The organism is Streptomyces sp. YGL11-2, assembly GCF_050054615.1.
In the GTDB taxonomy this organism is placed as follows: domain Bacteria; phylum Actinomycetota; class Actinomycetes; order Streptomycetales; family Streptomycetaceae; genus Streptomyces.
This window is the reverse complement of sequence record NZ_JBNHIN010000004.1, coordinates 229,706-253,947: the sequence shown is the minus strand read 5'-3', so window position 1 is coordinate 253,947 and position 24,242 is coordinate 229,706. Positions and strand designations below refer to the sequence as shown.

Genomic DNA, 24,242 nt, shown 5'->3' with positions numbered 1-24,242 from the left:
GGGCGGCCGGGCCCCGGCCGCCCCGCGCCGCCGGCACGGTGAAGTTCTGGCCGATGCGGGACGAGGCGACCGGCCGCCCGTGCTCCTCGATCAGCGACCCGTTGGCCCGGCCCGGGAACGCGGCCTGGGCGAAACCGGTCACGACCAGCGGATAGACGACGCCGGTGAGCGCGGTGAACAGCAGCAGCATGCGCAGCGCCACGAGGTGGTGGCGGGCCAGACGGGCCAGGGAGCCGAACATCGCAATCGCGTTCCTTCTGCCGTGACGGTCTTTCAGTGGAGTCCGGGGACGAACTGGATCAGCAGGTCGATGACTTTGATGCCGAGGAACGGCAGGACGAGTCCGCCGAGCCCGTACCGCCAGATGTTGCGGCGGAGCAGGACGGCGGCGGACGACGGCCGGTAGCGGACGCCGCGCAGCGCCAGCGGGATCAGCGCGACGATGATCAGGCCGTTGAAGACGATCGCCGCGGAGATCGCCGAGGTCGGGCTGTGCAGGCCCATGATGTTGAGGCGGCGCAGGCCGGGGTGGGCGCCGGCGAACATCGCCGGGATGATCGCGAAGTACTTGGCGACGTCGTTGGCGATCGAGAAGGTCGTCAACGCGCCGCGGGTGATGAGGAGTTGCTTGCCGATCTGGACGATCTCGATGAGCTTGGTGGGGTTGGAGTCGAGGTCGACCATGTTCCCGGCCTCCTTGGCGGCCGAGGTGCCGGTGTTCATGGCGACCCCGACGTCCGCCTGGGCCAGCGCGGGCGCGTCGTTCGTCCCGTCGCCGGTCATCGCGACCAGCTTGCCGCCGGACTGCTCGCGCCTGATGAGCGCCATCTTGTCCTCGGGAGCGGCCTCCGCGAGGAAGTCGTCGACGCCCGCCTCCTGCGCGATGGCCTTGGCGGTCAGCGGGTTGTCCCCGGTGATCATGACGGTTCTGATGCCCATCCGCCGCAGCTCGTCGAACCGCTCCCGCATCCCGTGCTTGACCACGTCCTTGAGGTGGATGACGCCGAGGATCCGGGCGTTGGCGGCGCCGCCGCGCCGGACGACCTCGCCAACGACCAGCGGCGTACCGCCGCTCGCGGAGATCCCGTCGACGATCGGGCCGACCTCCTCAGTGGGGTGTCCTCCGGCGTCGCGCACCCAGCGCATCACGGCGGTCGCCGACCCCTTCCGCAGCGACCGGGGGCCGTCGTGCGGGCCGTCCCCGCTCAGGTCGACGCCCGACATCCGCGTCTGCGCGGTGAACGGGACGAACTGCGCGTGCGGCAGCTCTCCTTCGCTGCGCCCGCGCAGCGCATGGCGCTCCTTGGCGAGGACGACGATAGAGCGGCCCTCGGGGGTCTCGTCGGCGAGCGAGGCCAGTTGGGCGGCGTCCGCGAGCGCTTCGCTGTCCACTCCGCTGACGGGTACGAACTCGTCGGCCTGCCGGTTGCCGAGGGTGATGGTGCCCGTCTTGTCCAGCAGCAGGGTGTTGACGTCGCCCGCTGCCTCGACCGCGCGCCCGGACATCGCCAGGACGTTGCGCTGCACCAGGCGGTCCATTCCCGCGATGCCGATGGCGGAGAGGAGCGCGCCGATGGTGGTCGGGATCAGCGCGACGACGAGCGCGACCAGGATGACGATGCTCTGTTCGGCGCCGGCGAAGACGGCGAACGGCTGGAGGGTGACCACAGCGATCACGAAGATGATGGTCAGTGAGGCGAGCAGGATGTTGAGCGCGATCTCGTTCGGCGTCTTCTGCCGGGCGGCGCCCTCCACCAGCGCGATCATCCGGTCGATGAAGGTCTCGCCGGGCTTGGAGGTGATGCGGACCACGATGCGGTCGGAGAGCACCTTCGTACCGCCGGTCACGGCCGAGCGGTCGCCGCCGGACTCGCGGATGACCGGTGCCGACTCACCGGTGATCGCCGATTCGTCGACGCTGGCGACGCCCTCGACGACATCGCCGTCGCCCGGGATGGTCTGGCCGGCCTCGACGACCACGTGATCGCCGAGCCGCAGTTCGCCGGCCGGCACCTCCTCCGCCACGGTCTCCCGGGACGCCTGCCACCGGTCCGCGGGGAGCCGGTGGGCGACCGTGTCGGTCCTGGTGCGGCGCAGCGTCTCCGCCTGGGCCTTGCCGCGGCCCTCGGCGACCGCCTCGGACAGGTTGGCGAACACCGCGGTCAGCCACAGCCAGACAGTGATCACCCAGGCGAAGACGCTCGGGCCCTTGAGCGCCGACAGGGTGGTCAGCACCGCGCCGACCTCCACCACGAACATCACCGGGTTCCTGACCATCACCCGGGGATCCAGCTTACGCAGTGCGGCGGGGAAGGAGGTGAGCAGCTGCCGGGGGTCCACCAGCCCTGCGGAGACCCGGTGGACGTTGGGTGCGAGCGGGTCCGTGGCCTCCCCGGGCGGGACCGCGGTCGTGGGCATCAGCGCAGCCCTTCGGCCAGCGGGCCCAGCGCGAGCGCGGGGAAGTACGTGAGGCCGACGACGATCAGGATCACTCCCGTCAGCAGCCCGACGAACTGCGGCCGGTGGGTGGGCAGGGTGCCCGCGGTGACCGGCACGGGCTGCTGCCGGGCCAGCGATCCGGCCAGCGCGAGGACGAACACCATGGGCACGAAGCGGGCGACGAGCATGACGAGACCGAGGCCGGTGTTGTACCAGGTGGTGTCGGCGGTCAGGCCGGCGAAGGCCGAGCCGTTGTTGTTGGCGGCCGACGCGAAGGCGTACAGCACCTCGGAGAAGCCGTGCGCGCCGTGGTTGAGCATCGCCGCCCGCTCCCCCGGCAGCGCCATCGCGAGACCCGCGCCGACCAGCACCACCGACGGGGTGGTGAGGATGTACAGCGAGGCGAACTTCATCTCCCGGGCGCCGAGCTTCTTGCCCAGGTATTCCGGCGTGCGCCCGACCATCAGCCCGGCGACGAAGACCGCGACCACGGCCAGGATCAGGATGCCGTAGAGCCCCGAGCCCGTGCCGCCGGGCGCGATCTCGCCCAGCATCATGTTGAACAGGGTCATCCCGCCGCCGCCCGGGGTGTACGAGTCGTGGAAGGAGTTGACCGCGCCGCAGGAGGTGAGCGTGGTGGACACCGCGAACAGCGCCGAGCCCCACAGGCCGAACCGCTGCTCCTTGCCCTCCATCATGCCGCCGGCCGCGTGCCCGGCCGAACTGCTCACGCTGTGCAGCTCGTTCGCGGTGGTGAGGGCGACCGAGGCGGCCCAGATCAGCGCCATCACGGCGACGATCGCATACCCCTGGCGGCGGTCGCCCACCATCGTTCCGAAGGTGCGCGGCAGCGCGACGGCGATGACCAACAGGAGGTAGATCTCCAGCCAGTTGGTGAACGGCGTGGGGTTCTCGAAGGGATGGGCGGAGTTGGCGTTGTAGAAGCCGCCGCCGTTGGTGCCCAGCTCCTTGATGGCCTCCTGGGAGGCGACCGGGCCGCCGGTGAGGGACTGATGCCCGCCGGCGAGGGTGCTGACCGACTGGATGCCGTGGAAGTTCTGCACGACTCCCGCGGCGACCAGCACGACCGCCGCCACCAGCGAGATCGGCAGCAGCACCCGCAGCACGATCCGGGTCAGGTCCACCCAGAAGTTGCCGACCCGCTCGGTCCGCGTCCGGACGAAGCCGCGGATCAGGGTCGCGGCGACGGCGATGCCCACGGCCGCCGAGACGAAGTTCTGCACGGCCAGCCCGGCCATCTGGACCAGGTGCCCCATCGTCGACTCGCCGGAGTACGCCTGCCAGTTGGTGTTGGTGGCGAAGGACGCGGCGGTGTTGAAGGACAGCGCGGGACCGACCGCCTTCATGCCCAGGGCGAGCGGCAGACGGTCCTGCACCCGCTGGAACGCGTACAGGAACAGCACCGAGACCGCCGAGAACGCGAGCACACTGCGCAGATACGCCGGCCACGGCTGGTCGGCGTTCCCGTCCACGCCGCCCGCCCGGTAGATCAGGCGCTCCGCCCGCAGGTGGCGGGGCGAGGTGAGGACGTGGGCCATGTAGTCGCCCAGCGGCCGGAACGAGAGGGCGAGCGCGACCGCCAGGGCGATGATCTGGAGCCAGCCGGCGAGTACGTCGTTCATCCCCGGACGCGTCAGAACCTGTCGGGGAAGATCAGGCAGAGCACGAGGTAGACGATCAGCCCCCCGGCGACGATCAGGCCGACGATGTTCTCGATGGTCACAGTCGGCCCACCCCCTTGGCGAGCAGGCCGATGAGGCCGAAGACGGCGACGGTGAGGGCGACGAACGCGAGATCCTGCATGCCCGCTGACGCTAGCGCCCGGTATGTCGGACTCCGGTGGACACGCCGCAGCCATCCGGGTCTCCCGCCGGGCGGAGCGCACCATGGAAGAGGAGGCCGCGACAAGCCGACAGGAGCCTGCCCATGAAGCGCGGACGGTTGCGGATCTACCTCGGAGCCGCCCCCGGGGTCGGCAAGACCTACGCCATGCTCAGAGAGGGCCAGCGGCTGCGCGCCCAGGGCGCGGACGTGGTCGTCGGCTTCGTCGAACCGCACGGCCGACGGCCCACGGCGCAGCTGGCCGAGGGCCTGGAGACCGTCCCACGGCACACCCTGACCCACCGGGGAGCGGCCTTCACCGAGATGGACCTCGACGCCGTACTGGCCCGCGGGCCCCAGGTCGCGCTGGTCGACGAGCTGGCGCACAGCAATGTGCCCGGGTCCCGCAACGCCAAGCGCTGGCAGGACGTCGAAGAACTCCTCGACGCCGGTGTCGACGTGGTCAGCACCCTCAACATCCAGCACCTGGAATCCCTCAACGACGTCGTCGAGCAGATCACCGGCACCGTCCAGCGCGAGACCCTGCCCGACGAGGTGGCCCGGCGCGCCGACCAGCTCGAACTGGTCGATCTGCCGCCCGAAGTGGTGCGCCGCCGCATGGTGCACGGCGAGATCTACCCCGCGGACCGGATCGAGGCCGCCCTCACCCACTACTTCCGGGTCGGCAACCTCACCGCACTACGGGAACTCGCGCTGCTGTGGCTGGCCGACCGGGTGGAGGAGGGGCTCCAGCACTACCGCACCGAGCACGGCATCGCCGCCCCCTGGGAGACCCGGGAGCGGATCCTGGTCGGACTGACCGGCGGCCCGGAAGGCGCCACCGTCATCCGCCGCGCCGCCCGGATCACCGCCCGTACGCCCGGCAGCGAGCTGCTGGCCCTGCACGTGGCCCCCGGCGACGGCCTGGCCGGCGCCGCACCGGCCGGGCTGCGGGACCAGCGCACCCTGGTGGAGTCGCTCGGCGGCAGCTACCACCAGACGACCGGCGACGACATCGCCGCGGCCCTGCTCCAGTTCGCCGAGGCCGAGAACGTCACCCAGATCGTGCTGGGCGCCAGCCGCCGCGGACGACTCTCCGCCGCCCTGCGCGCGGGCGTCGGGCGCCGTACGATCCGCGGCTCCGGCCCCATCGACGTCCACATCGTCACCCACGAACAGGCGGTCGGCGCCCCGTCGCCGCGGCTGCCGCACCCGAGCCGCGGCACCGGCCCGCTGCGCTTCTGGGCGGCGCTGGCCGGCGCCGCCGTACTGCTGCCCCTGCTCACCCTCGCCCTCACCGCGCTGCGCGGCACCCTCGGCCTCGGCTCGGACCTGGTGATCTACCTCCTGGCGATCGTGGCGGTCGCGCTCGTCGGCGGACTGCTGCCCGCCCTGCTGGCCGCCCTGGCGGCGGGGCTCCTGGCCGACTACTTCTTCACCGCGCCCGTGCACTCCTTCGGCATCGAACGCACCGAGGAGATCGTCGCGCTGGCCGCCTTCCTCACCATCGCCGCGCTCGTCGGCACGGCCGCGGGGACGGCGGCCCGGCGCACCCACCAGGCCCTGCGCGCCACCACCGAGGCACGCGCCCTGACCCGGCTGGCGACCGCCATGATGCACGGCCAGGACCTGCCCACCCTCCTCGAACAGGTACGGGAGAACTTCGGCCTGGCCGCGGTCAGCCTCCTGGAGCGCGACCGGGCCCGGGAACACGCCGCCGGCCCCCGCTGGTACGTCGTCGCCAGTGCCGGTGAACGCCCCCCGGAGCGCCCCCACGAGGCGGACGTCACCAGCCCCATCGACGACGACCTCACCCTCACCGGCCGGGGCCGCGCCCTGAGCGCCGACGACCAGCGCGTCCTCACCGCCTGCGCGGCACAGCTGGGCATGGCGCACGTGCACGGCCGGCTGGCCCGCCACGCCGCGACCACGGACACCCTGGCCGCCGCCGAACGCACCCGCGCCACCCTGCTCGTCACCGCCGGACGCGATCTCCGCGGCCCGCTGCACGGCGCCGAACGCACCCTGCGCCGGCTGCGCGACCTGCTGGCCCCGCACCCGCAGGCACCGGACGGCAACACCGCCGCCCCGGCCGCCGCCCACCCGGAGACCCGCCAACTCCTCAACACCGCGCTGGCGTCGGTGCACCGCGCCGCCCAACTCGTCACCGACCTGGACGATCTGAGCCGACTGCACGCCGGCGCCCTCGACCTCTACCTCCGCCCCGTCGACCTCAACGACGTACTGGCCGCCGCCCTGGACGACCTGGGACCCGGCGGGCACGACATCACCCTCCGCCTCCCGGAGGAGCTGCCGGACGTCATCGCCGACGCCGTGGTCCTCACCCGCGTCCTGACCACCCTCACCGCCGACGCGCTCCGCCACAGCCCGCCGGGAGCACCCCCCACGCTCACGGCCCGCGCCCTCCCCCACCACCTGGCCGTCCGGATCGCCGACGGCGCCGGCCCCGACACCGACACCCCGCCCCGGCTCCGCGCCGACGGCCTTCCACTGCGACTGGCCCGCGACCTGACCGAAGCCATGGCGGGCACGCTGAAGCCGTCGGTGGCCGGTCCCGCGTTCTCCGTCACCGTCACGTTCCCGACGTCGGCACGGCGCACCGGCGGCGCGGATCGGCACGCGCCGGAGGATCCGCCATGAGGAGCCGGACGACCGGCCTCTCAGGCGCAGCGTGACGACTCCCCGTGCCGGGCCGGGGCCCGTCCGACCCTGACCCGTCGGACGGGCCCCGGGTCTCAGCGAACGGCCGCGACGTTGGTGGCCTTTGCGCCGTGCACGTCGTAGATGACCCGCTGACCGACATCGGTGGTCTGCGTCTCCATGCCCGAGAACGGCAGCCGGTCGCCATGCTCGTCGGCGATGATGCCCACACAGTCGCTCTTGTTGAACAGGACGATCGTTCCCTGCGGCATCGTTTCCTCCGTGGACGGACAGTTCCCCGCGGCGGGCCTTCCCCGCCGACTCCGGTGGGTAGGGAACCTATTACGCATGGTGCCGCACGGAAGAGGGCCTTGGCGTGTCGGCCACAAACTGACCGAAAGTCAGCACCTGGGTTCCCCTGGCCATCCGCGCTGCCGCCCACGCCGGTGCGGCGCGGACGGCAATGCCTCTTCAGCCCCAACGGGCAGGGAGCGGTGGCGGGTTACGAACCCTTCACCTCGGGTGCCGGGGAAGCCGCCGCGGACGCGGAGGCCGGCGCCGCGGGTTCACCGGAACCGTTGGGCGCGCCGGGCCGGTACACCTCCCGCGTGTGCTGGTACGCCCACAGGTCCCGGAACAGCCCGGGTTGCGCGACGAGTTCGGGAAACGTGCCCTCCTGGACGACGCACCCCTTGTCCAGGACGACGATGCGGTCCGCCACCGCGACGTTCGTCAGCCGATGCGTGATGAGGACGACCGCACGCGTGGCGGCCACCGCGCGCAGACCGGCGAAGATACGGTGCTCGCCGAGCGGGTCGAGGGCCGAGGTCGGCTCGTCCAGCACGAGCAGCCCGGCCGGGCGGTGGAAGGCGCGGGTGAGCGCGATGCGCTGCCACTGCCCGCCGGACAGCTCCTGTCCGCCCAGCCAGTCGCGCGCCAGCACCGTGTCCAGGCCGGAGCGCAGTTCGGTGACCACCTCGTCCGCGCCCGATTGCGCACAGGCGGCGTGGATGTCGGCGTCACCTCCCGCTGTCGCCTGGCCCAGCGTGATGTTCTCGCGGGCGGTCAGCGGCCAACGGGCGTATTCCTGCGGCACCAGGGCCACCTGCGACCACATGGCCTGCGGATCGAGATCGGCGGTCGGGACACCGTCCCAGGTGATCGAGCCGGTGGTGGGCAGGTACAGACCGCTCAGCAGCTTGGCCAGGGTGGTCTTCCCGCTGCCGTTGTACCCGACCAGCGCCACGACCTCCCCGCGCCGCAGGGTCAAACAGACGCCGCGCAGGGCGTCGTCGGCCGCCTCCTCGTACCGGAAGACGAGATCCCGGACACGGATCTCCGCAGGCGGTGCCGGTTCGGCGGCCCCACGCCGCATCCGGTAACCACCCGCCTCCTTCAGGAATTCGGACCAGTCGTCCATGTAGAGGCCCGTCCGCATGATGCGGGCGCCGCCGGCGACCAGTCCGCGCAGCGCCGTCCCCACCGTCTGCAGCGCGAAGACCGCGGTGCCGGCGTGCCCGACGCTCATCCGGCCGGTGGCCAGCAGCCACACCACCGCCGCCCAGACCGCGCTCGACGCCAACCCGCCGCAGACCGCGCCGAGTACGGACATCCGCGCTCCGGTGTTCGCCGCCTCCCGGTCGGCGCGGTTGATGCGCTCGGTGATGTGGCGGTAGCGCCCGACCAGGAAGCCGGCCATGGTGCCGGCTCGGATCTGATCGGCGGTGTACCGGTCGCACACATGCCAGCGCAGAATCGACAGCAGCCGGTAGTCGCCGCTCGCCCGCAGCCGGGCCAGATAGCGCACCCGTGCCGCGCTGATCTGCGCCACCGCCTGCGGGAAGCTGGCCAGCAACAGCAGCGGGAGCAGCGCCGGATGCAGCGCGGTCAGCACGCTCGCGCCGGCGACGAGGGAGGCGAGCGAGGCGATCAGGTCCTGCCCGTCGCTCACCAGGTCCTGGACGATCTCGGCACCCCGGTCCGCCGCTTCCTTGCGATGCGTGAAGCCGGGCGCGTCGTAGGCGGACAGCTCCACCTCGGTGACCGCCTGAAGCAGCCTGAGTTCGGCCTCCCGGGACATCTGCGGTCCCAGCCGGGAGGACAACCAGGCCACCGCAATTCCCAGCAGGGCCCGGACGGCGGCGGCAACCGCCAGCAGCGCCAGCGACGGCCAAGCGCTCAGCAGCCGCCCGTAGATGTCCCCGCCGGACAGCAGCGCCCCGATCGTCCCACTGACCGCCAGCAGTCCCAGCGCCTGCATCGCCCCGGAACCGGCCTGACAGATCAGCAGCCCCAGCGCGGCCCAGCGGTCGATACTCCATGCCAACGCGATGGACCGGCGCACAAGTTGGGGGAGCCGCCGCGCCATGTCGACCAGCCGGATCTGCCGCCCGGCCCGCTCCCGGCTCCCGGTCCGGTCGACATACTGCAGCTCCTCCTTGGCCACCTCCCTGAACTCCTCCTTGCCGAGGACGGGCGGCCGTTCACCGGACGGAACACGGCGTTTCCCCCGTGACTGCAGCCCCTCCGCCGACTGCTCCTTCTCCCCCGACCGCCGTTTCTCCCATGACCCACTACGAATCCGAATTCTCACCAATGCTCTTACTCTCCTTCCCCCTCAGTCACTTCTTCCGCTCCCGTCTTCGGACGTCAACAACACGCCGGAAACGGAAAGCCGGACAACAGCTTTTCGAACGCAGCACGCCGACACACCGGATTCATCAGGGATGCACGATTCCTCTGACCGGGCGCGCGATGGGCACAAGTGCCCTAAAGAACGGCCCAGTTCGGTCCCCGTAACGGGTAACCCAGGAGCAGATCATGAACGCACGTTCCATAATCGCGGGGAACTCAGGCAGGAGCCGACCTCCCCACCCCCACAGGCGCTCGAACAGCTCGTATCACTCTTCCGAGGAATTGCCGTGATCGGACAGCGAGTCCGCGCCACCCCTTCCGCACCACGCCCCGGACGTGGCGGAAACCCCCAGGCAAGGCAACGCACCGGGGGTTTCGGATATGTGTGGTGCTCGTCGTCTCACGCGCCCACGGCGTCCGAGATCAACGCTCCCTGGTCTTACGCCGCTGCGGCCGGTTCCACTCACCGCGGTGCACCTGGCAGCACGAACACCCGGTCATTGCCGGATTCCGGGCCCGGCGAAGGTGGCCGTCATGCCGTCCGGCCCTGGAATGGTGCGCCGCACGCCCCGCCTCGGACGCATCAAGCGCCGCTCTGTTTTCACCAGCGCGATGGGGAGCCGCTCCGGCAAGTTGCTCAGGAGCCACTTGGTCCGACCGTGGAGGCGATGGACACCCCGCGATTTCCATATCGGCAATGTGAAGGGGAGCCACCACGGACAGGTGACTTCCCAAGGGCCTGTGCCGGTCTGCTGAGTGTCGGCGACCTTGCCGGGGCAGCGGCTCGTTGGATTGGGGCTGCGGGCCCTTCGGGGTGCGTCCCTGACAGGCGTCGTCCGCGGACCCGGGCCTTCTTGCACGCACCGCCTCTCTCGGTGCTTCTCGTCGGCATGTGGCCGGGCCGGGACGCACCGCGGATCGGGGCCGTCGCCCGTCCACGAAGGTGCTGTCGACTGATCACGACGGCCGAGTCGGTCCGCCGTCTTCTTCCTGCTCGTCGCCGTCGGGAAGTGCTGATGGGCTGCCGGTATCCGATGCGATCCTGGCCGCCATCTCGGCGAGCTGCCTGCAGGTTTGTTCGATCTTCTCCTGGGTTTGGTTTCGCTCGGTGATGGCCGCGGCGAGTAGCAGCGCGGTCATCGCGGCGGCGCCGTTGAACGCCTGCAGCGCGATCATGTCGGTGAGCAGAGTGTGACCGGCGAACGGGCCTGACCTGCGGGGAGCGGCGAGGATGGCACCGATGGATACGGCCAGCGCGCAGGGTGCGGCCCCGGCGAGTTGGAAGCGGAAGGCAGCCCAGGTCAGTAGCGGGAAGGCAAGGAAGATCAGCGGTACCGGAGCATTTTCGAGGAAGCCGACGCCGATGGTGGCCGCCACAAGCAGCGCTGCCTCCGCCCACCGGGAGGGTGGTGTGTTCTTCGGCAGGCGTGCCGAGCGGAGGACGAGCAGCACCGGCGTGACCACCAGAACGCCCATCGCATCGCCGGTCCACCAGACCCACCATGTGGGCCAGAACCCGCCGGCAGGCAGAGCGTGGGCCAGGAGCAGAGTGCTGGTGCCGACCGTCGCACTGATCAGCATGCCGGTGAATGCGCCGAGGAAGACCAGCGCGAGCGCGTCCTGGAAGCGGTTCATCTCGGTGCGGAACCCGGTGCGGCGAAGGAGCGCGTAGGCAAAGAGGGGCGCGAGTGTGTTGCCTGACGTGATCGCGAGCACGGCGGGGATCGACGGCCCAAGGGAGATGTTGACCAGGAAGGCGCCGAGAGCGATCCCGGGCCAGGCCCGCAGGCCCATCAGGAGGAGACCGGCCAGGGCGATGCCGGTCGGAGGCCACAGCGGCGAGACCTGGCCGCGCACGAGTTGCTGGAGCAGCCCCAGCTTGCCCGAGGCGTAATACAGCGCGGCGACGACACCGAGCTGCAGGGCCGTCATGCCGCCGCGCCGGAGCCTGCCGCGGTTCGCCACCGTCATCGGGAAGTCGTCCCTTTGGCGTTGCGCGGGCGTCCATCGTCCGCCGCCCTCGCCGGATCCATCACACCGCCGCTCATCTCTGTGACCTTTCGCAATGTGCTCTGTCGGGACTGTTTCGGGTGACCGCCCGGGGGCGGTGCCGCGCCCTGCTGGTTCCGCCGTCAGCCGTATCGCTGTGGGCCTGCGCGCCTTCAAACCGGGGTGCGCAGGGCGAGGATGGCCATGTCGTCGTGCCCGTCGCTGGGGTGGTGGTCGGCCAGGGCCTGCACGAAGTCCTGCAGGGGCAGGTCCGCGTGCGTGGTGGCGAGCTCGGCGAGCTCGGCGAGGCTCTCGTTGATGGGGTGGTCGGGATGTTCGACGAGGCCGTCGGTGAAGAAGACCACGATGGTGTCCGCAGGCAGGGGGTGGGTGCGGTCGGGGCGGGGCTGCCTGCTGTCGACGTTCAGTGGTAGTCCAGGCTCCGTGAACAGGTATTCCGCCCGGCGGTCGGGGGTGATCAGCAAAGGGGGGATATGGCCCGCGGTGCTCCAGCGGAGCCTCCAGGCAGCCCCCGCGGGTTCGATGCGCGCCAGGATGGTGGTGGTTACGGGGTTGTCGGTGATGGCCTCCAGAGTGCGATCGAGCTGGGCGAGGACCGCGCTGGGCGGAGTACGCATGGCGAACAGCAAAGCGCGCAGCATGTGACGGGTGGAGGCCATGGCCGCGGCGGCATGCAGATCGTGGCCGACCACGTCGCCGATGACGACCGCCACCGCGCCGTCCGGAAGCAGGATGGCGTCGTACCAGTCGCCGCCCACATGGTGGGGTTCGGCGGCGGGCCGGTAGATGGCGGCGGCGGCGAAGGGCCGCATGTCGGGCAGCGTCGGCAGCAAACGCCGCTGGAACAGTTCGGATCCGGCACGGACCTGTTCGAAGAGACGGACGTTGTCAATCGCGATGCCGGCGGCGCTGGCAAGGGCAACGACGATGTTCTCGTCGTGCATGTCGAAGGGGCGCCCGTCGAGTCGCTCGGAGAGGTAGAGGTCGCCGTAGATCTCGCCGCGGACGCTGACGGCGACGCCGAGCAGAGTACGCAGGCGCGGATGGCCTGGCGGAAACCCCACCGAGGCCGGGTGGGAGGAGACATCGTCGACCCGCAGGGGTTCGGGGTGCTGGATCAGGTGTCCGAGCACGCCCAGGCCGCGCGGAAACCCCACCTCGGCCAGGGCCGCACGTTCCTGCTCGGACAAGCCGACGGCCATGAACTCCGCAAGATGCTCGCCGGACTCGTCAAACACTCCCAGTGCCCCGTAGCGGGCGCCGACCAGGTCCATGGCGGTGGTCACGATGCGGTGCAACACCGCGGACAACTCCTGCTCCCGGGTGATGGCAACCACCGCGTCCAACAGGCTCTGAATCCGGTCCTTGGCGGCGGCCAGGGCGCGCAACTGCTCGTCGATCCGCCCCAGCTCGGCGTCCAGACGCGCCAGCAGGTCAGGGCCGTGCGGCCGCTCCGCTCCCTTGCCCTCCATGCCGCCCGCCATCACGATCGCCCGGCTACCGTGTTCCGCGGCACCCGGCACTTCTGGGCCAAAGCCCTCTCCGATTTCTCCGGTTTCTGCCGCTTGTCCTGGCGGATCCGCTCATACAGCCACTCACGCGATCTGTGCACCCACAGTCTCCTGACACGACCGTGATCGACTCGCACAGGGTGACGCGGCCGAACAGCCCAACCAGCCCATTACACCGAAAGCGGCATGTCACACACCGTCATACAAGGTGGCTCCCGCTTGAGGATCCCGAAGACCCGGAGCCACTGGTCCGCCGCGCGCTCCGTTCAAGCTTCCCTGCCTGGTCGGCCCAGCGCCACCACGCATGCCGAGCCGGGCATCGCCACAGGGACCGGCCGGCACGCTCTCCTCCTGGCCCACCTCGACTGAGCACCAGCCCGCCCAAGGCCAGTCGTTCGCCGCACGCGGGGCACGCGGGGCACTCGGGCAACACGTGTTCACGGCCATCGCCGTGAACATCGAACGCCCCGGATCAACACGGTATCCCCCGGCTGAAGTCCTGGTGAACGGCCGGCAGTTGGCCTCACCCTCGCGAGATCCCCGGCAGAGTCAAGCCAATGGCCTGTCGCGAAAGTCCCGCCTGCGTCGCGACGCCCGGCAGGCAGGCAGGCAGCGTTTGCCTGTCGCAAGATCATCTGGCGAGGGGCCCTTGTCGGCGGCGGGCAAGGAACAACAGCGCGGTGACGCCCAGGAAGATGACGAAGCCGTTGAAGAGGGTTCCCGCTTGGACCAGGCCCAGCAGGTTCGCGAGGGCACCCTCGCCGATCACGGGGAGGGTGATACCCGTATACAGGACCACAAAGAACGCGGACGTCACCGATCCTCTGGTCTTCGGCTGAGTCTGTCGGACGATCGAGTCCAAGCCGGCTCGGAACGCCAGACCCTGGCCGACTCCGGCGACGGCGCCACCGACGGTCAGGCACGCCAGGGAGGCGGTCAGCAGCCCGGTGGCCACCAACGTCATACCGGCGATCAAAGCGACGCACCCCAGCAGAAGCGAGCGGTACTCGCCCAGTCTGGAGGACGACAGCTGACCGGTGACGGAGGCGAGGAAGAGCAGCGCGACGATCAGGCCCGTTGCCGCATGGTTGGTCGTGTGCAGGACGACCGCCAGGAACGAGGGGGCCACGGCGGCGAAGAGACCGAGTACGGCAAAGCCCGCGAAGCCGGGGATCGCGGCCTCGATGAAGACCGTGCGCACCGATCCCGGCACGCTGACCTTCTGGGGGCGCAGCGTCGGCGTGGACGGCAGGCGGAGGGGCTCGGCGACGGCGCTGACCGCGACCAGCCCGATGACCGTCAGAACCGACTCGACGACGAAGCACAGTCGCAGCGGCCAGGGCGCGTACTCGGCGAGCGCTCCCGCGACCAGCGGCCCAGCGCCGAGGCCGCCGATGTTCACCGCTGCCGCGGCCAGGGTCGCGCGCGCCGCCCCGCCCGGCGGGGCGACTTCGACCATGGCCGCGCTGGCCGTGCCCGTGAAGATTCCCGCGGAGAGCCCGGAGACGAGCCGGCCCACCAGCAGCCAGCCGGTTCCCTCGCCGAGGAGGAAGACCGACGTCGACAGCGAGGACAGCAGTACGCCGGCTCGAAGCATCCGGATCCGTCCTATCTGGTCGGACCAGTGGCCGAACAACAGGAGCGCGACCAGGACACCGACCGCGTAGACGGCGTAGACGACCGAGGTGGCCAGCTCGCCGAAACCGTAGGAGGACCGGTACAGCGGGTAGAGCGGCGTGGGCAGCGTGGTTCCCATCATCGTGACGGCGAAGGAGAACCCGATGCCCACGACCGCCGGCCATCCGCGCAGTCCGGGACGCCTGGAGGCGAGGAAACGCAAGTTCGACCGCACGAGGCGTCTCTCCTAGCCGGCAGCGTGCCGGTGGTGCAGCGTGTCGTCCAGCCAGTCATAGATACGGGCCAGGGCCAGCCGCTGCGCTCCCGCCTGGCAGTGCGCGTCGGCGCCTACTTCCGCGGTGAACTCGATCAGGGTCTTGGGGCAGGTGAGGCTGTCGTACAGCTGCCGAGCCTGTCCGGCGAAGAACAGGTCCTCGACGGCCTCGCAGATCAGGGCAGGGCAGGTGATCTGTTCGGCGATGCCGTCACGGAGGTGGTAGTCGAGATAGGCGGCACCGAAGGCGCGGGGGGTGTCGGCCCCCATCACGTACATGCCGTGGTTCAACGCCCAGCGCAGGACCGGATTGGCGGCGATCAAGTGATCCAGCTGGGCGTCGAGTTCGGGATCCGAGGCCGCGCGCAGCCGCCGTTCGACCTCGTCACGGTCGCCGGGCACGATGTCGGTGACCGCCCGGCCGAGGTCGTAGACACCGTCGAGGGCGACCACCGCGGCCAGCCGGTGTTCGAACGCCGCTGCCCTCGGGGCAAGCAGTCCGCCCATGCTGTTGCCGAGCAGCGCAACCCGTTCGCCGTCGACCTCCGGCAGGGTCAGGGCGAAGTCGAGGACAGGGCCCACGACGTTCTCCCAGTCCGGACGGAACACCAGGCCGTCGTGGTGGAGCGGACCGGGCTGACCCGGTCCGTCGAACGCGAGGACGTTGTAGCCGCGCTCCACACCGGCCATCGCCCCGAAGAAGTGCATCTCTTCCGCCGTGCCGTCGAATCCGTTGTGCATGATCACGGTGGGCCGGGGGGTTGCGAGGGTGTCGGCGCGGTAGAGGTAGCCGGGGAGCGTGGTGCCGTCGTAGGGGATGCGGACCGGCTCGATCCGCGGGGTGAACAGTGCCGCCGCGGCGTGGAAGCACTCCACGCTGCGGTCGTAGGCGTGGTGGTGGCGGGCGTCGCACGGGTTGCCGTGCAGGAAGAACTCCGCCGAGCGGTAGTAGTTCGACGCCCGCAGGAATCCGTCCCGGGCACTGACCGAGTGACCTTCGCCCAGGGCCCGTTGGGCCTCGCCGGAGACTCGGTCGGCCGTGGCCAGCCACTCGTCGTGCCAGCTGCCGTAGTCGCCCTCCACGATGCGCGTGCTCGTCGAGATGACCTCACCGAAGTCGGCGCCGCCGTAGGTGATGTGACCGAACGACCGCAGGGTCTCGTACCAGAACTGGGCGTCATCGGGGAACAGCAGGTTCTTCACGACCCCTCCTTAAAGCAATGATGTTTGCTTTTGCCGAGGTCGAGTAGAGCACCCTCGGGCTGTAAAAGCAAACAGATCTGCTTTAACCTGTTGGCGTGAGCGTGAATGAATCGACCCCGCGCCCCGGCGGACGCGCAGCCCGCGTCCGGTCGGCGGTCCACGGGGCAGTGATCGAGCTGCTGTCCGAGCCCGGCGGCAAGGACGTGACCGTCCCTGCGATCGCCCAGCGGGCCGGCGTGAATCCCACCAGCATCTACCGCCGCTGGGGCACTCGTGAGGCGCTGCTGGCCGATGTGGCGGTCACCCGGCTGACAGAGGACTCCCCCTTGCCCGACACCGGGACCCTGTGCGGCGATCTGACGCAGTGGGCCACTGCGGCAGCCTCCAGCCTCGTGCGCCCCGAAGGGCAGTTGATCCTCCGCGCCCTGGTCATGTCCCTGCCCGGGACGCCCGAGGCTCAGGAGGAACGCTCCCGCCACTTCGCACGTCGGGCCGACGACATCGGCCGGATCCTCGACCGGGCCGCTGCCCGCGGAGAGGATCCCCCCGACATCGACCAGGTACTCGACCACGTACTCGGGCCGCTCTACCTGCGGGCCCTCTTCGGTGCCATGCCGGCCACGCCCGCCTACCCCCAGGCACTCGTCGAGCAACTGCTGCACGGAGGCACCGCTCCGGCCCGTCCGCACACGTCCGAACGGCCCTGAGCACGCGGCTGGATCCCTTCTGGGGGATCTCCGTGCGTCGCGACGTACGGCACGCGCTCTCGCGGCACGCAGTCAGAAACCCCGCGCAGGCGAGACGAAGGAGTCACCACCACTCGTTGATGGCTGCAGGCGCAAGAGATCCCGCGTCGCCGCAGGCAAGCACGGTTCTTGCGAGAGGCGTACACCCATGGGCCGGACGCCGTCGACCTGCGTGCACACTGGCCACCTGCCGCTTGGACCTCGCGCTCGCCACATCGGCCGCCGCGACCGCCGCATTGCTGCGGTCGCGGCGGGCCACGACGTCATGGTTGGCCATCCTCCGTCGACCCCATGCCGCGTGGGATTTCGTGCCGCGGTCGGCGATTCGGGACCAAAGTCCCTATGCGCTACGGAAGATCGCCGATTGCATNCCCCCCCCCCCGGGCCACGACGTCATGGTTGGCCATCCTCCGTCGACCCCATGCCGCGTGGGATTTCGTGCCGCGGTCGGCGATTCGGGACCAAAGTCCCTATGCGCTACGGAAGATCGCCGATTGCATTGCTGCCCAAGACGTTTCCCCCGTTCCGCCCCTTTTGGATTGGGACTCTCCATGAGCCATGTCTCCAGACGGCGCGTTCTCGCCATCGCCCCCGCAGCCGGCCTCGCCGCGGCCGTCCCCGTATCGCTCGCAAGCGCAGGTACAGCGGCGGCGGCACCCAGTCGGCTGAACGCCCCGCGCAACGCCTCGAAGCGCAAGGCAACCGCCCACTCGCTCCAAGAGATCACGGACGAGTGGGGCAAGTGGATGGCCCGGGAGCGGTTCCCCCGCTCCAACGGATGCCGTTTCACCGCCTCCACGGACTACGGCAAGCAGAGCGCGCTCGGCGACTACCACAAGTACCAGGTCAGCGCGGAGTACAGCGGCATCACCTACGACCCCAACGCCCCCTCCCCCATACCGGGTCAGGTCAGCTCCGTCACCACCAACTACCGCAACGGCTCGGCGGTCGAGCAAGTCGTCACGTACAAGCAGAGCAAGACGACCGAGCAGGACCTGCGGATCTCCGTGACCGAGTCGCTGAAGATCGGCGTCTCCATGGAGGTCTCGGCCGAGATCCCGGCCGTGGCCAAGGTCAGCGAGACCACCTCGATCGAGACCAGCCTCTCCTCGACCCAGGAGTTCGCCCACAAGGAGGTCCAGAACTGGAGTGTCGACCTCCCCCTCAAGATCCCGCCCAAATCGGTCATCGAGGCGTCCCTCGTGATCGGCACGCAGAAGTACGACATCGACTGGACGGCCACCGTCAACATGGCCGGATCCGTGGCGATCTGGTTCAACGACAAGGTCGACCTCAATCACGACGGTGACTACCACTGGCTCTGGTTCGTCCCCATCGAGGAGGTGTTCCGTGACTGCCGCACCCACTCGATCCTGGACACGACCGGTTACGAGATCACCGCAGACGGCGTGGATGCCTTCGCGAGCGGGAAGTTCAGCGGGGGCCAGGGCGCGTCCGTCAACGTGAACGTCGTCCAGAAGGATCTCAACGGCGGCCAGCAGCGCGGCGTCCCGCAGCCGATCCCGGTCCCGCTCACCCAGGACGGCAAGAAGGTCATCCGCGCAGGCCGCTGATCGCCGAGTGCGTTGTGCGGGGGGGGAGCCCCCGCCTGCGCGACGAACGCCGGCGTCAACAGGCGCTGTGCCGCGTGTTCGCCGTACCGGTCGATGTGGTCAACCACCGGCTGGTGGTCGGCGGCAGCCCTACCGAGGCTGATGCGGCGGAGCTCTGCGTTGCGCCATCTGGTTCACGTACTGCTGCTTGCGCCGGCCCGTCCCCACCCCGGAGACGGCGGCTGTGGCCAAACCAGCGGACGCGGAAGGGCTGTTGGCGATTGGTCGGATACCAGGTCGGCGGCGGACGTCCGGCCGCTGAGCCAGCCCAGCAGTGCGTGTCCCGGGCCGCTGATCGCGGGGCCGTCCGTGCGGAACTCCCAGGACCGGCCGAGATCGGTTCCTTCGACCGAGGAAACGGCGAAGCCCAGGGCCTTGAGTGCGGCGAGTGTGTCATCGAGTGCCCAGGAGACATACGTGGTCGGCCAGTCCGACGTGCAGTAAGCCGACGTCCAGGTCCAGGTGATGGGTTTCCAGTTCCCGCAGACACCGCCGGAGGGTGTACCAGGCGGGGTGTCGCCAGCCTGCCAGAGCCGTGACCATGCCGTCCCACGCCGCCGCAGGCATTTCCCTCGCCTCTGCCACGAATCGCTCCAGGCAGCCACGTACCTCTGCGACGAGTTCGACAGCGGGTAGCGCGGCGGTCTCCGCCATCGCCCGAGCCAGGGCGGCCGCATCCCCGCGCGGCCCTGGCTCGGCGCCCGTCCGGGCCAGGCACAGCAGCCATACGTAGGCGTCGGCGGAGTGGGCCACGTGGGCAAGCACATGGCCACGCGTCCGGCCCTCACGTTGCGAGGGGGCTCGCAGTTCGGCGTCGGTCCGGCCGGCTACGGCCCTGGTGAGCCGGCTACTTGACCGGACGACGTCATCGATCAGGTCGTGGATGTCGGCGGTACTCATCTCAACGGAACCGGTCACGCGCACTCCTGGGCCTCGCGGTGAATCGCCCAGGCGCGCGGCACTGCCCATGACGGCCGAGCCGCTCCCCGGTGGTACTCCACCTTCAGCACCAGTCACGGCCCTCAGCCACCCTAAAGGGGGTGAAGACTCCCGCGAACAGGTGGCAAACGACATGCGCGATCAGCCGCTCAGACGGTCGAAGGCTTCCGCTTCCGCTGTGTTGCGGTGTACTCGGCCATGCGATCTCGGAGCCCGAAGGCAGAACATCTCAACCCGGAACCGCCGCTAACCGGCAGTGAAGGGGAACGTGTTGGTCACATCGAGGACTGCGTGCGTGAAGACCGCGTCATGGCCGAGGGCCCCGTGGTCGACTGTGACGGACAGCAGGGCACCACGCCCCTGAGCAGCGGGCCCGGATCCCGGATCCCGGACTCAGGGTTGTGTGCGGTGCAGCCTCCGACGCGCCCGTGATCCCCACCCGGATCAGAACGCGACGCGCGCCTTCTCGTCGACCCGGGCCACTGACTCCTGCTGGAACCGCTTGTCGTACTCGCGGCGGACCTGCTCGATCTTGCTGCTGTTCTGGCCGGCGTCACCCGACGGGTAGAGGAGGGTGACCGTGTACGAGCGCTCGCGCTCGATCTTCCCGTGCGAGTCGCGGAATTGGCCGTAGCCCGTCTCGACGGTGAGGCCGGCGGGGAAGCGCGGGGTGATGAACGTGTCCACGAAGGCGCGGAACTCCTTGTCGCTGACAGGCGGGCCACCGTTCGGCTTGGCGGTGCCGAAGAGGAGTTTGGTCTCGACATACGGCTTGCCCGCGGATGCGACGGATGCCGATGCCGTGGACGGGCTCGCGCTCTGGTCGTCCAAGGCTGCGTAGGCGACGGAGCCACTCGTACTGAGCAGCATGGCGACGAGGGCGGTGATCGCCATACGGGTGCGGGAGGCTGGCTTGCGTGACACGGGCACGGGTCCTTCCGGTCCTGGTGACAAGGCTTCGAGACCGTAGCGCACGGCCGTCCTGGACGCGCCGCGTTCGATGGCCATGTCACCCAGCTGTGTGCCGGGCAGGGCATGAGTCTGCGACGGGGCGGGTCAGGGCAACTCCGTTGTCTTCCCGGCGAGTAGCACCGGACCCCGCAGCAGCCGGCAACCGACAGGACAGGGCCCCGCCCGGGAAAACCACCACCTTGTGGAGCTTCCCGTTGGGGCCCTTCGAGGTCCGGCAGTACGGGACCGGGGGCGACGGGATGGCTGGACGGCAGGCCGGCGGGATCAGCGCGGCGCGGGGGTGCCGGACGGTTCCGGGCCGGCGTGCGGGTGGCCGGCGGCCCCCTCCGCCGCGCCCGCCGGGTCGTCGCACCCGCGGGTCTCGGGCAGGCAGAGGGCGGCGACCACGGCCAGCGCGTAGGCGACGCCGGCGAAGAGCGCGATGCCCGAGGCCAGCCCGAGCCGTGGCGCGAGCGCACCGACCAGCGCCGGGAAGGCGGCGGCGACGAGGCGGCCCAGGTTGTAGCAGAAGCCCTGGCCGCTGCCTCGTACGGCGGTGGGGAACAGTTCGGCGAAGAGCGAGCCCAGGCCGCCGGGGATGCCCGCGGAGAAGAAGCCCAGGGGTGCGGAGGCGAGCAGGGCGCCGAGGTCGTCGAGGGGGACGAGGAGGTAGAGGGGGAGGGAGAGCAGGCAGAGCGCGGCGAAGACGACGACGTTGGTGCGGCGGCCGATGCGGTCGGCGAGCCGGCCGGAGGCGAGGTAGCCGAAGAAGGACGCGGTGATGAAGACCGTCAGATAGGCGGTGGTGCCCAGGACGGTCAGGCCCCGGGTGGTACGGAGGTAGGTGGGCAGGAACGTGGTGAGCGCGTAGTAGCCGCCGTGGCTGCCCAGGCCGAGCAGCGCCCCGAAGACGGTGGCGCGGAGCAGGTCGGGCCGGAAGATCCGTAAGGGAGGGACCCGCGCCCTCGCCCGGAGGTAGACGGGTGGGTCACCGAGCGCGCGCCGCAGGGCGACCACCAGCAGTGCGGGCGCCAACCCGGCCCAGAACATCACCCGCCACGACCATGCGGCGGGCAGCGTGGCGAAGGCGAGCGCATAGCCGGCCAGCGCGATCGCCCAGCCCACGGCCCAACCGCTCTGTACCGCCCCGAGCACCCGGCCGCGGTGGCGTGCGCCCACGTACTCGCTGATCAGGGCCGCCCCGGCGGCCCACTCCCCGCCGAAGCCGAACCCCTGGAGGCATCGCAGGACGAGGAGGGAGTCGAAGCCGCCCGCGAAGCCGGCCAGACAGGTGGCGATCGCGTACCAGGCGACGGTGGCCCGGAGTACGGCCACCCGCCCCCACCGGTCGGAGGCCAGTCCCGCGCACCAGCCGCCCACCGCGGTGCAGACCAGGGTCGCCGAGGCCAGCAGGCCGCCCTGGCCGTCGCTCAGGTGCCAGATCGCCAGCAGGGTCGGCAGGACCAGCCCGAACACCTGGGCGTCGGCGGCCTCCAGTGCCCAGCCGCCGAACGCCGCCCAGAAGGCGCGCCGGGCCCCGGTCGGGGCGGTGCGGTACCACGTGAGCAGCATGATCAGGCCCCCTCGGTTGGATTGCTCAGGTGCTGGACAGCGCCGTCCGGTCGCCGCTTCGGGTCACCGGATCTCGATGCGGTAGCGGAAGTCGGCGGCCCGGCCGCGCGAGCGGCGCCACTCGACCGGTGTTCCGCCATGGGTGCGTGCGGTCCGCTCGACGACCACCAGCGGCTCGTACCGCGCACAGCGCAGCAGCAGGGCGTCGGCCGCGCCGGCCGCGCCGACGGTGAGGACCTCCTCGGCGGAGGCGATCACGATGCCGCAGTGCTGCTCGTACGCGGGGTACAGCAACTCGCCCGGCCCGCCGACAAGATGAGGTTCCAGCAGCCCGTTCAGACCGGAGAAGCGGGGCAGCGGCAGCCAGATGTCCTCGACGAGCAGGGGCCGGTCGTCGCGCAGCCGGAGTCGGTGCAGATGCAAAGCGGTGGATCCGGCGGGCTCGCCCAGCGGTCCGGCCGCTTCGGGAGGCAGTGCCGCCCGCCGGACCTCCAGGATGCGGCCGGCCGGTGCGGCCGCGTGCGCATCCCCGTAGCGGAAGAACCGGAAGAGCGAGGCGTCGAAGGTGGCCCGGCGGACGAACGTCCCGGCGCCGTGCCGACGTTCCAGCAGGCCCAGCTCGACCAGGTCGCCCAGCACCCGCCGGATGGTGCCCAGCGCCACGCCGTAGTGCCCGGCGAGCGCCGCCTCGGCGGGGAGCGGACGGTCGGGCGTCCACTCGCTCGACGCGATACGCGCCGCCAGCGCGTCCCGCAGCCGTGCGTGCAGCGGGAGCCGCGCGTCCAGCGAATCCAGCTCAACACGGCCTGGTGCGGATGGAGTTGCCTCGTGTGCCATGCCGCACACTATGGCAGCGGGTCCTCTAGAGGTCTATAGGTCCGGGTAACCTCGCCCCCGTGGACCCCACGCCCGCCGATGCGCTCGGCACGCTGGCCGTCATCGACTGCCACGCCCACGTCTTCACCCGCGCGCTACCGACCGCCACCCGGCCCCGCTACCTCCCCGACTACGACGCCACGCCGGAGGCGTACGGACGTCTTCTGGACGCGCACGGCGTCGCCGGCGGCGTCCTCGTCCAGCCCAGCTTCCTCGGCCCGCACAACGGCTTCCTGCTGCGCTGCGTGGCACGGCGCCCCGACCGGTTCCGTGCCGTGATCACTCTGGATGGACAACGGCCGTTGCACGCGGGCGAGTTGAGTGAGTCCGGCGTCGTCGGGGTCCGCCTGAACGTGATCGGGCGGCGGGTGCCCGACCTGCGGGACCCACACTGGCGCCGCGTCGCCTCCGAACTCGCCTCAGGACAGCAGCACTTGGAGGTCCAGGCACGCGCCGCCCAGTGGGCGGAACTCGCACCCGCCCTCCATGACTGGCCATCGGCCGTCGTCCTCGACCACCTCGGCCTGCCCGACGGCGGTACCCCGCCCACCGGCGCCGAGCGTACCGTCCTGGCCCTGGCCCGCCGCGACCACGTCTGGGTCAAGGTCAGCGCCCCGTACCGCTCACCGCGCGGCGCCGCCGCCACCATGCTCGGCCGGCTGGTCGAGGAGGCCGGCACCGCGCGCCTGGTCTGGGGCAGTGACTGGCCCTGGACCCGCCACGAGTCCGGACGCCGCTACGCCGAGTGCCTGGGGTGGCTCCGTGCCCGCGTCACCCCGGAGACCTTCCGGGCGATCGCCGCCGACAACCCGGCCCGGCTCTTCAACTGGCCGGCAGCGCCCGGCCGGCGGACGCCGCCACCCGCCGCCCCGCGGCCAGCACACAGCGCACCCGGCTCACCTCCTCCCCCATGACCTCCGCGACCTCTTCCACCGGGTACCCGAGAACCTCGTGCAGCACGAACACGTCGTACCCCAGGGCCGCGTGACGGCCATTCAGTTCCGTCAGCCGGCCGTTGCGGAGCCGGGTACTCCCCCGGGTGCGTATCCGCGTGCGGAACAGCGTCCAGGCGTCCGCGGCGGGGTTGGACCGCCGGACGAGGTCGGCCCAGCGGATGACCACCTCCCCCACCGCCTCACCCAGGACGCGGGTGGCGGCCGGTTCGCCCACATGAGCCAGGGTGTAGCCGAGATAGCGCTCGAAGTGCAGGGCGTAGAAGGCTTCGAAGGCGGGCGGGAGGGCGATCACGGGGCCCGGGGCGGCCCGAGCGACGAGTGGGCCGGGCGAGGACGCGGCGGCGACCGGCAGGAGCGGGCGGACGGGTGCTGCGGCCATGCGAATCCCCTTGACTGGT

At 70.7% G+C, this 24,242-nt stretch carries 19 protein-coding genes and 1 riboswitch; of the genes, 4 read left to right on the top strand and 15 right to left on the bottom strand.

Annotated features, from left to right (window positions below):
• The 4 genes from ACO1BR_RS07530 to kdpF all read right to left on the bottom strand — a co-directional run.
• A partial coding sequence (locus tag ACO1BR_RS07530) for a potassium-transporting ATPase subunit C (protein WP_426794228.1) occupies positions 1-241 on the bottom strand: 241 nt, incomplete at its 3' end.
• 32 nt (positions 242-273) lie between these two features.
• Positions 274-2,418, bottom strand: a complete 2,145-nt coding sequence (kdpB, locus tag ACO1BR_RS07525; protein ID WP_426794227.1) for a potassium-transporting ATPase subunit KdpB — start codon at positions 2,416-2,418, stop codon at positions 274-276.
• A complete protein-coding gene (gene kdpA, locus ACO1BR_RS07520; RefSeq protein WP_426794226.1) occupies positions 2,418-4,082 on the bottom strand; it encodes a potassium-transporting ATPase subunit KdpA in 1,665 nt (554 codons plus the stop codon). Before kdpA ends, kdpB begins: the two co-directional genes overlap by 1 nt.
• An 11-nt stretch (positions 4,083-4,093) precedes the next feature.
• Positions 4,094-4,183, bottom strand: a complete 90-nt coding sequence (gene kdpF / locus ACO1BR_RS07515; RefSeq protein WP_426794225.1) for a K(+)-transporting ATPase subunit F — start codon at positions 4,181-4,183, stop codon at positions 4,094-4,096.
• 203 nt (positions 4,184-4,386) lie between these two features.
• Between kdpF and ACO1BR_RS07510 the strand changes: the two genes are divergently transcribed.
• On the top strand, positions 4,387-6,942 hold the full coding sequence (locus ACO1BR_RS07510; RefSeq protein ID WP_426794224.1) for a DUF4118 domain-containing protein: 2,556 nt from the start codon (positions 4,387-4,389) through the stop codon (positions 6,940-6,942).
• Between the two features lie 95 nt (positions 6,943-7,037).
• Here the strand turns inward: ACO1BR_RS07510 and ACO1BR_RS07505 are convergent, their stop codons facing one another.
• The 6 genes from ACO1BR_RS07505 to ACO1BR_RS07480 form a co-directional block, all read right to left on the bottom strand.
• Entirely contained in the window at positions 7,038-7,214 is a 177-nt protein-coding gene (locus tag ACO1BR_RS07505) for a hypothetical protein (RefSeq protein ID WP_198539935.1), read from the bottom strand.
• A 230-nt stretch (positions 7,215-7,444) separates the two neighbouring features.
• Positions 7,445-9,388, bottom strand: a complete 1,944-nt coding sequence (locus tag ACO1BR_RS07500) for an ABC transporter ATP-binding protein (RefSeq protein ID WP_426794223.1) — start codon at positions 9,386-9,388, stop codon at positions 7,445-7,447.
• Positions 9,389-10,533: 1,145 nt separating this feature from the next.
• Positions 10,534-11,547 (bottom strand): MASE1 domain-containing protein, encoded by a 1,014-nt coding sequence (locus tag ACO1BR_RS07495; protein WP_426794222.1) that lies wholly within the window; start codon positions 11,545-11,547, stop codon positions 10,534-10,536.
• A 191-nt stretch (positions 11,548-11,738) separates the two neighbouring features.
• Positions 11,739-13,058: a PP2C family protein-serine/threonine phosphatase gene (locus ACO1BR_RS07490; protein ID WP_426794221.1), complete on the bottom strand. Its 1,320-nt coding sequence runs from the start codon at positions 13,056-13,058 to the stop codon at positions 11,739-11,741.
• Between the two features lie 670 nt (positions 13,059-13,728).
• Positions 13,729-14,949, bottom strand: a complete 1,221-nt coding sequence (locus tag ACO1BR_RS07485; RefSeq protein ID WP_426794220.1) for an MFS transporter — start codon at positions 14,947-14,949, stop codon at positions 13,729-13,731.
• Positions 14,950-14,961: 12 nt separating this feature from the next.
• Positions 14,962-16,191: an alpha/beta hydrolase family protein gene (locus tag ACO1BR_RS07480; protein WP_426794219.1), complete on the bottom strand. Its 1,230-nt coding sequence runs from the start codon at positions 16,189-16,191 to the stop codon at positions 14,962-14,964.
• A gap of 95 nt (positions 16,192-16,286) precedes the next feature.
• Between ACO1BR_RS07480 and ACO1BR_RS07475 the strand changes: the two genes are divergently transcribed.
• Positions 16,287-16,898, top strand: a complete 612-nt coding sequence (locus ACO1BR_RS07475; protein ID WP_426794218.1) for a TetR/AcrR family transcriptional regulator — start codon at positions 16,287-16,289, stop codon at positions 16,896-16,898.
• 590 nt (positions 16,899-17,488) lie between these two features.
• Complete coding sequence (locus ACO1BR_RS07470) at positions 17,489-18,511, top strand: cytotoxin leucocidin (RefSeq protein WP_426794217.1); 1,023 nt, start codon at positions 17,489-17,491, stop codon at positions 18,509-18,511.
• A gap of 432 nt (positions 18,512-18,943) precedes the next feature.
• Here the strand turns inward: ACO1BR_RS07470 and ACO1BR_RS07465 are convergent, their stop codons facing one another.
• From ACO1BR_RS07465 to ACO1BR_RS07450, 4 genes are all read right to left on the bottom strand, one after another.
• Entirely contained in the window at positions 18,944-19,468 is a 525-nt protein-coding gene (locus tag ACO1BR_RS07465; RefSeq protein ID WP_426794216.1) for a maleylpyruvate isomerase N-terminal domain-containing protein, read from the bottom strand.
• 20 nt (positions 19,469-19,488) lie between these two features.
• Positions 19,489-19,577, bottom strand: a riboswitch (ZMP/ZTP riboswitch).
• A 356-nt stretch (positions 19,578-19,933) separates the two neighbouring features.
• Positions 19,934-20,413 carry a DUF3574 domain-containing protein gene (locus ACO1BR_RS07460; protein ID WP_426794215.1) on the bottom strand — a complete coding sequence of 160 codons (480 nt, stop codon included), beginning with the start codon at positions 20,411-20,413 and terminating at the stop codon, positions 19,934-19,936.
• Positions 20,414-20,725: 312 nt separating this feature from the next.
• A complete protein-coding gene (locus ACO1BR_RS07455; RefSeq protein WP_426794214.1) occupies positions 20,726-22,012 on the bottom strand; it encodes an MFS transporter in 1,287 nt (428 codons plus the stop codon).
• 63 nt (positions 22,013-22,075) lie between these two features.
• On the bottom strand, positions 22,076-22,849 hold the full coding sequence (locus tag ACO1BR_RS07450) for a GntR family transcriptional regulator (protein WP_426794213.1): 774 nt from the start codon (positions 22,847-22,849) through the stop codon (positions 22,076-22,078).
• A gap of 59 nt (positions 22,850-22,908) precedes the next feature.
• Here ACO1BR_RS07450 and ACO1BR_RS07445 point away from each other — a divergent pair, with 59 nt between their 5' ends.
• On the top strand, positions 22,909-23,802 hold the full coding sequence (locus tag ACO1BR_RS07445; RefSeq protein WP_426794212.1) for an amidohydrolase family protein: 894 nt from the start codon (positions 22,909-22,911) through the stop codon (positions 23,800-23,802).
• Here ACO1BR_RS07445 and ACO1BR_RS07440 read toward each other — a convergent pair.
• The gene (locus ACO1BR_RS07440; protein WP_426794211.1) at positions 23,711-24,223 is read right to left on the bottom strand and encodes a hypothetical protein; all 513 of its coding nucleotides are present in this window, start codon (positions 24,221-24,223) and stop codon (positions 23,711-23,713) included. The two genes, ACO1BR_RS07445 and ACO1BR_RS07440, sit on opposite strands and share 92 nt — an antisense overlap.
• Positions 24,224-24,242 lie beyond the last annotated feature (19 nt).

Coding starts and splice junctions, on each gene's coding strand:
- kdpB (WP_426794227.1), bottom strand. CDS start 2,418: ATGCCCACGACCGCGGTCCCGCCCGGGGAGGCCACGGACCCGCTCGCA.
- ACO1BR_RS07455 (WP_426794214.1), bottom strand. CDS start 22,012: ATGCTGCTCACGTGGTACCGCACCGCCCCGACCGGGGCCCGGCGCGCC.
- ACO1BR_RS07505 (WP_198539935.1), bottom strand. CDS start 7,214: ATGCCGCAGGGAACGATCGTCCTGTTCAACAAGAGCGACTGTGTGGGC.
- kdpA (WP_426794226.1), bottom strand. CDS start 4,082: ATGAACGACGTACTCGCCGGCTGGCTCCAGATCATCGCCCTGGCGGTC.
- ACO1BR_RS07490 (WP_426794221.1), bottom strand. CDS start 13,058: ATGGAGGGCAAGGGAGCGGAGCGGCCGCACGGCCCTGACCTGCTGGCG.
- ACO1BR_RS07510 (WP_426794224.1), top strand. CDS start 4,387: ATGAAGCGCGGACGGTTGCGGATCTACCTCGGAGCCGCCCCCGGGGTC.
- ACO1BR_RS07495 (WP_426794222.1), bottom strand. CDS start 11,547: ATGACGGTGGCGAACCGCGGCAGGCTCCGGCGCGGCGGCATGACGGCC.
- ACO1BR_RS07450 (WP_426794213.1), bottom strand. CDS start 22,849: ATGGCACACGAGGCAACTCCATCCGCACCAGGCCGTGTTGAGCTGGAT.
- ACO1BR_RS07470 (WP_426794217.1), top strand. CDS start 17,489: ATGAGCCATGTCTCCAGACGGCGCGTTCTCGCCATCGCCCCCGCAGCC.
- ACO1BR_RS07440 (WP_426794211.1), bottom strand. CDS start 24,223: ATGGCCGCAGCACCCGTCCGCCCGCTCCTGCCGGTCGCCGCCGCGTCC.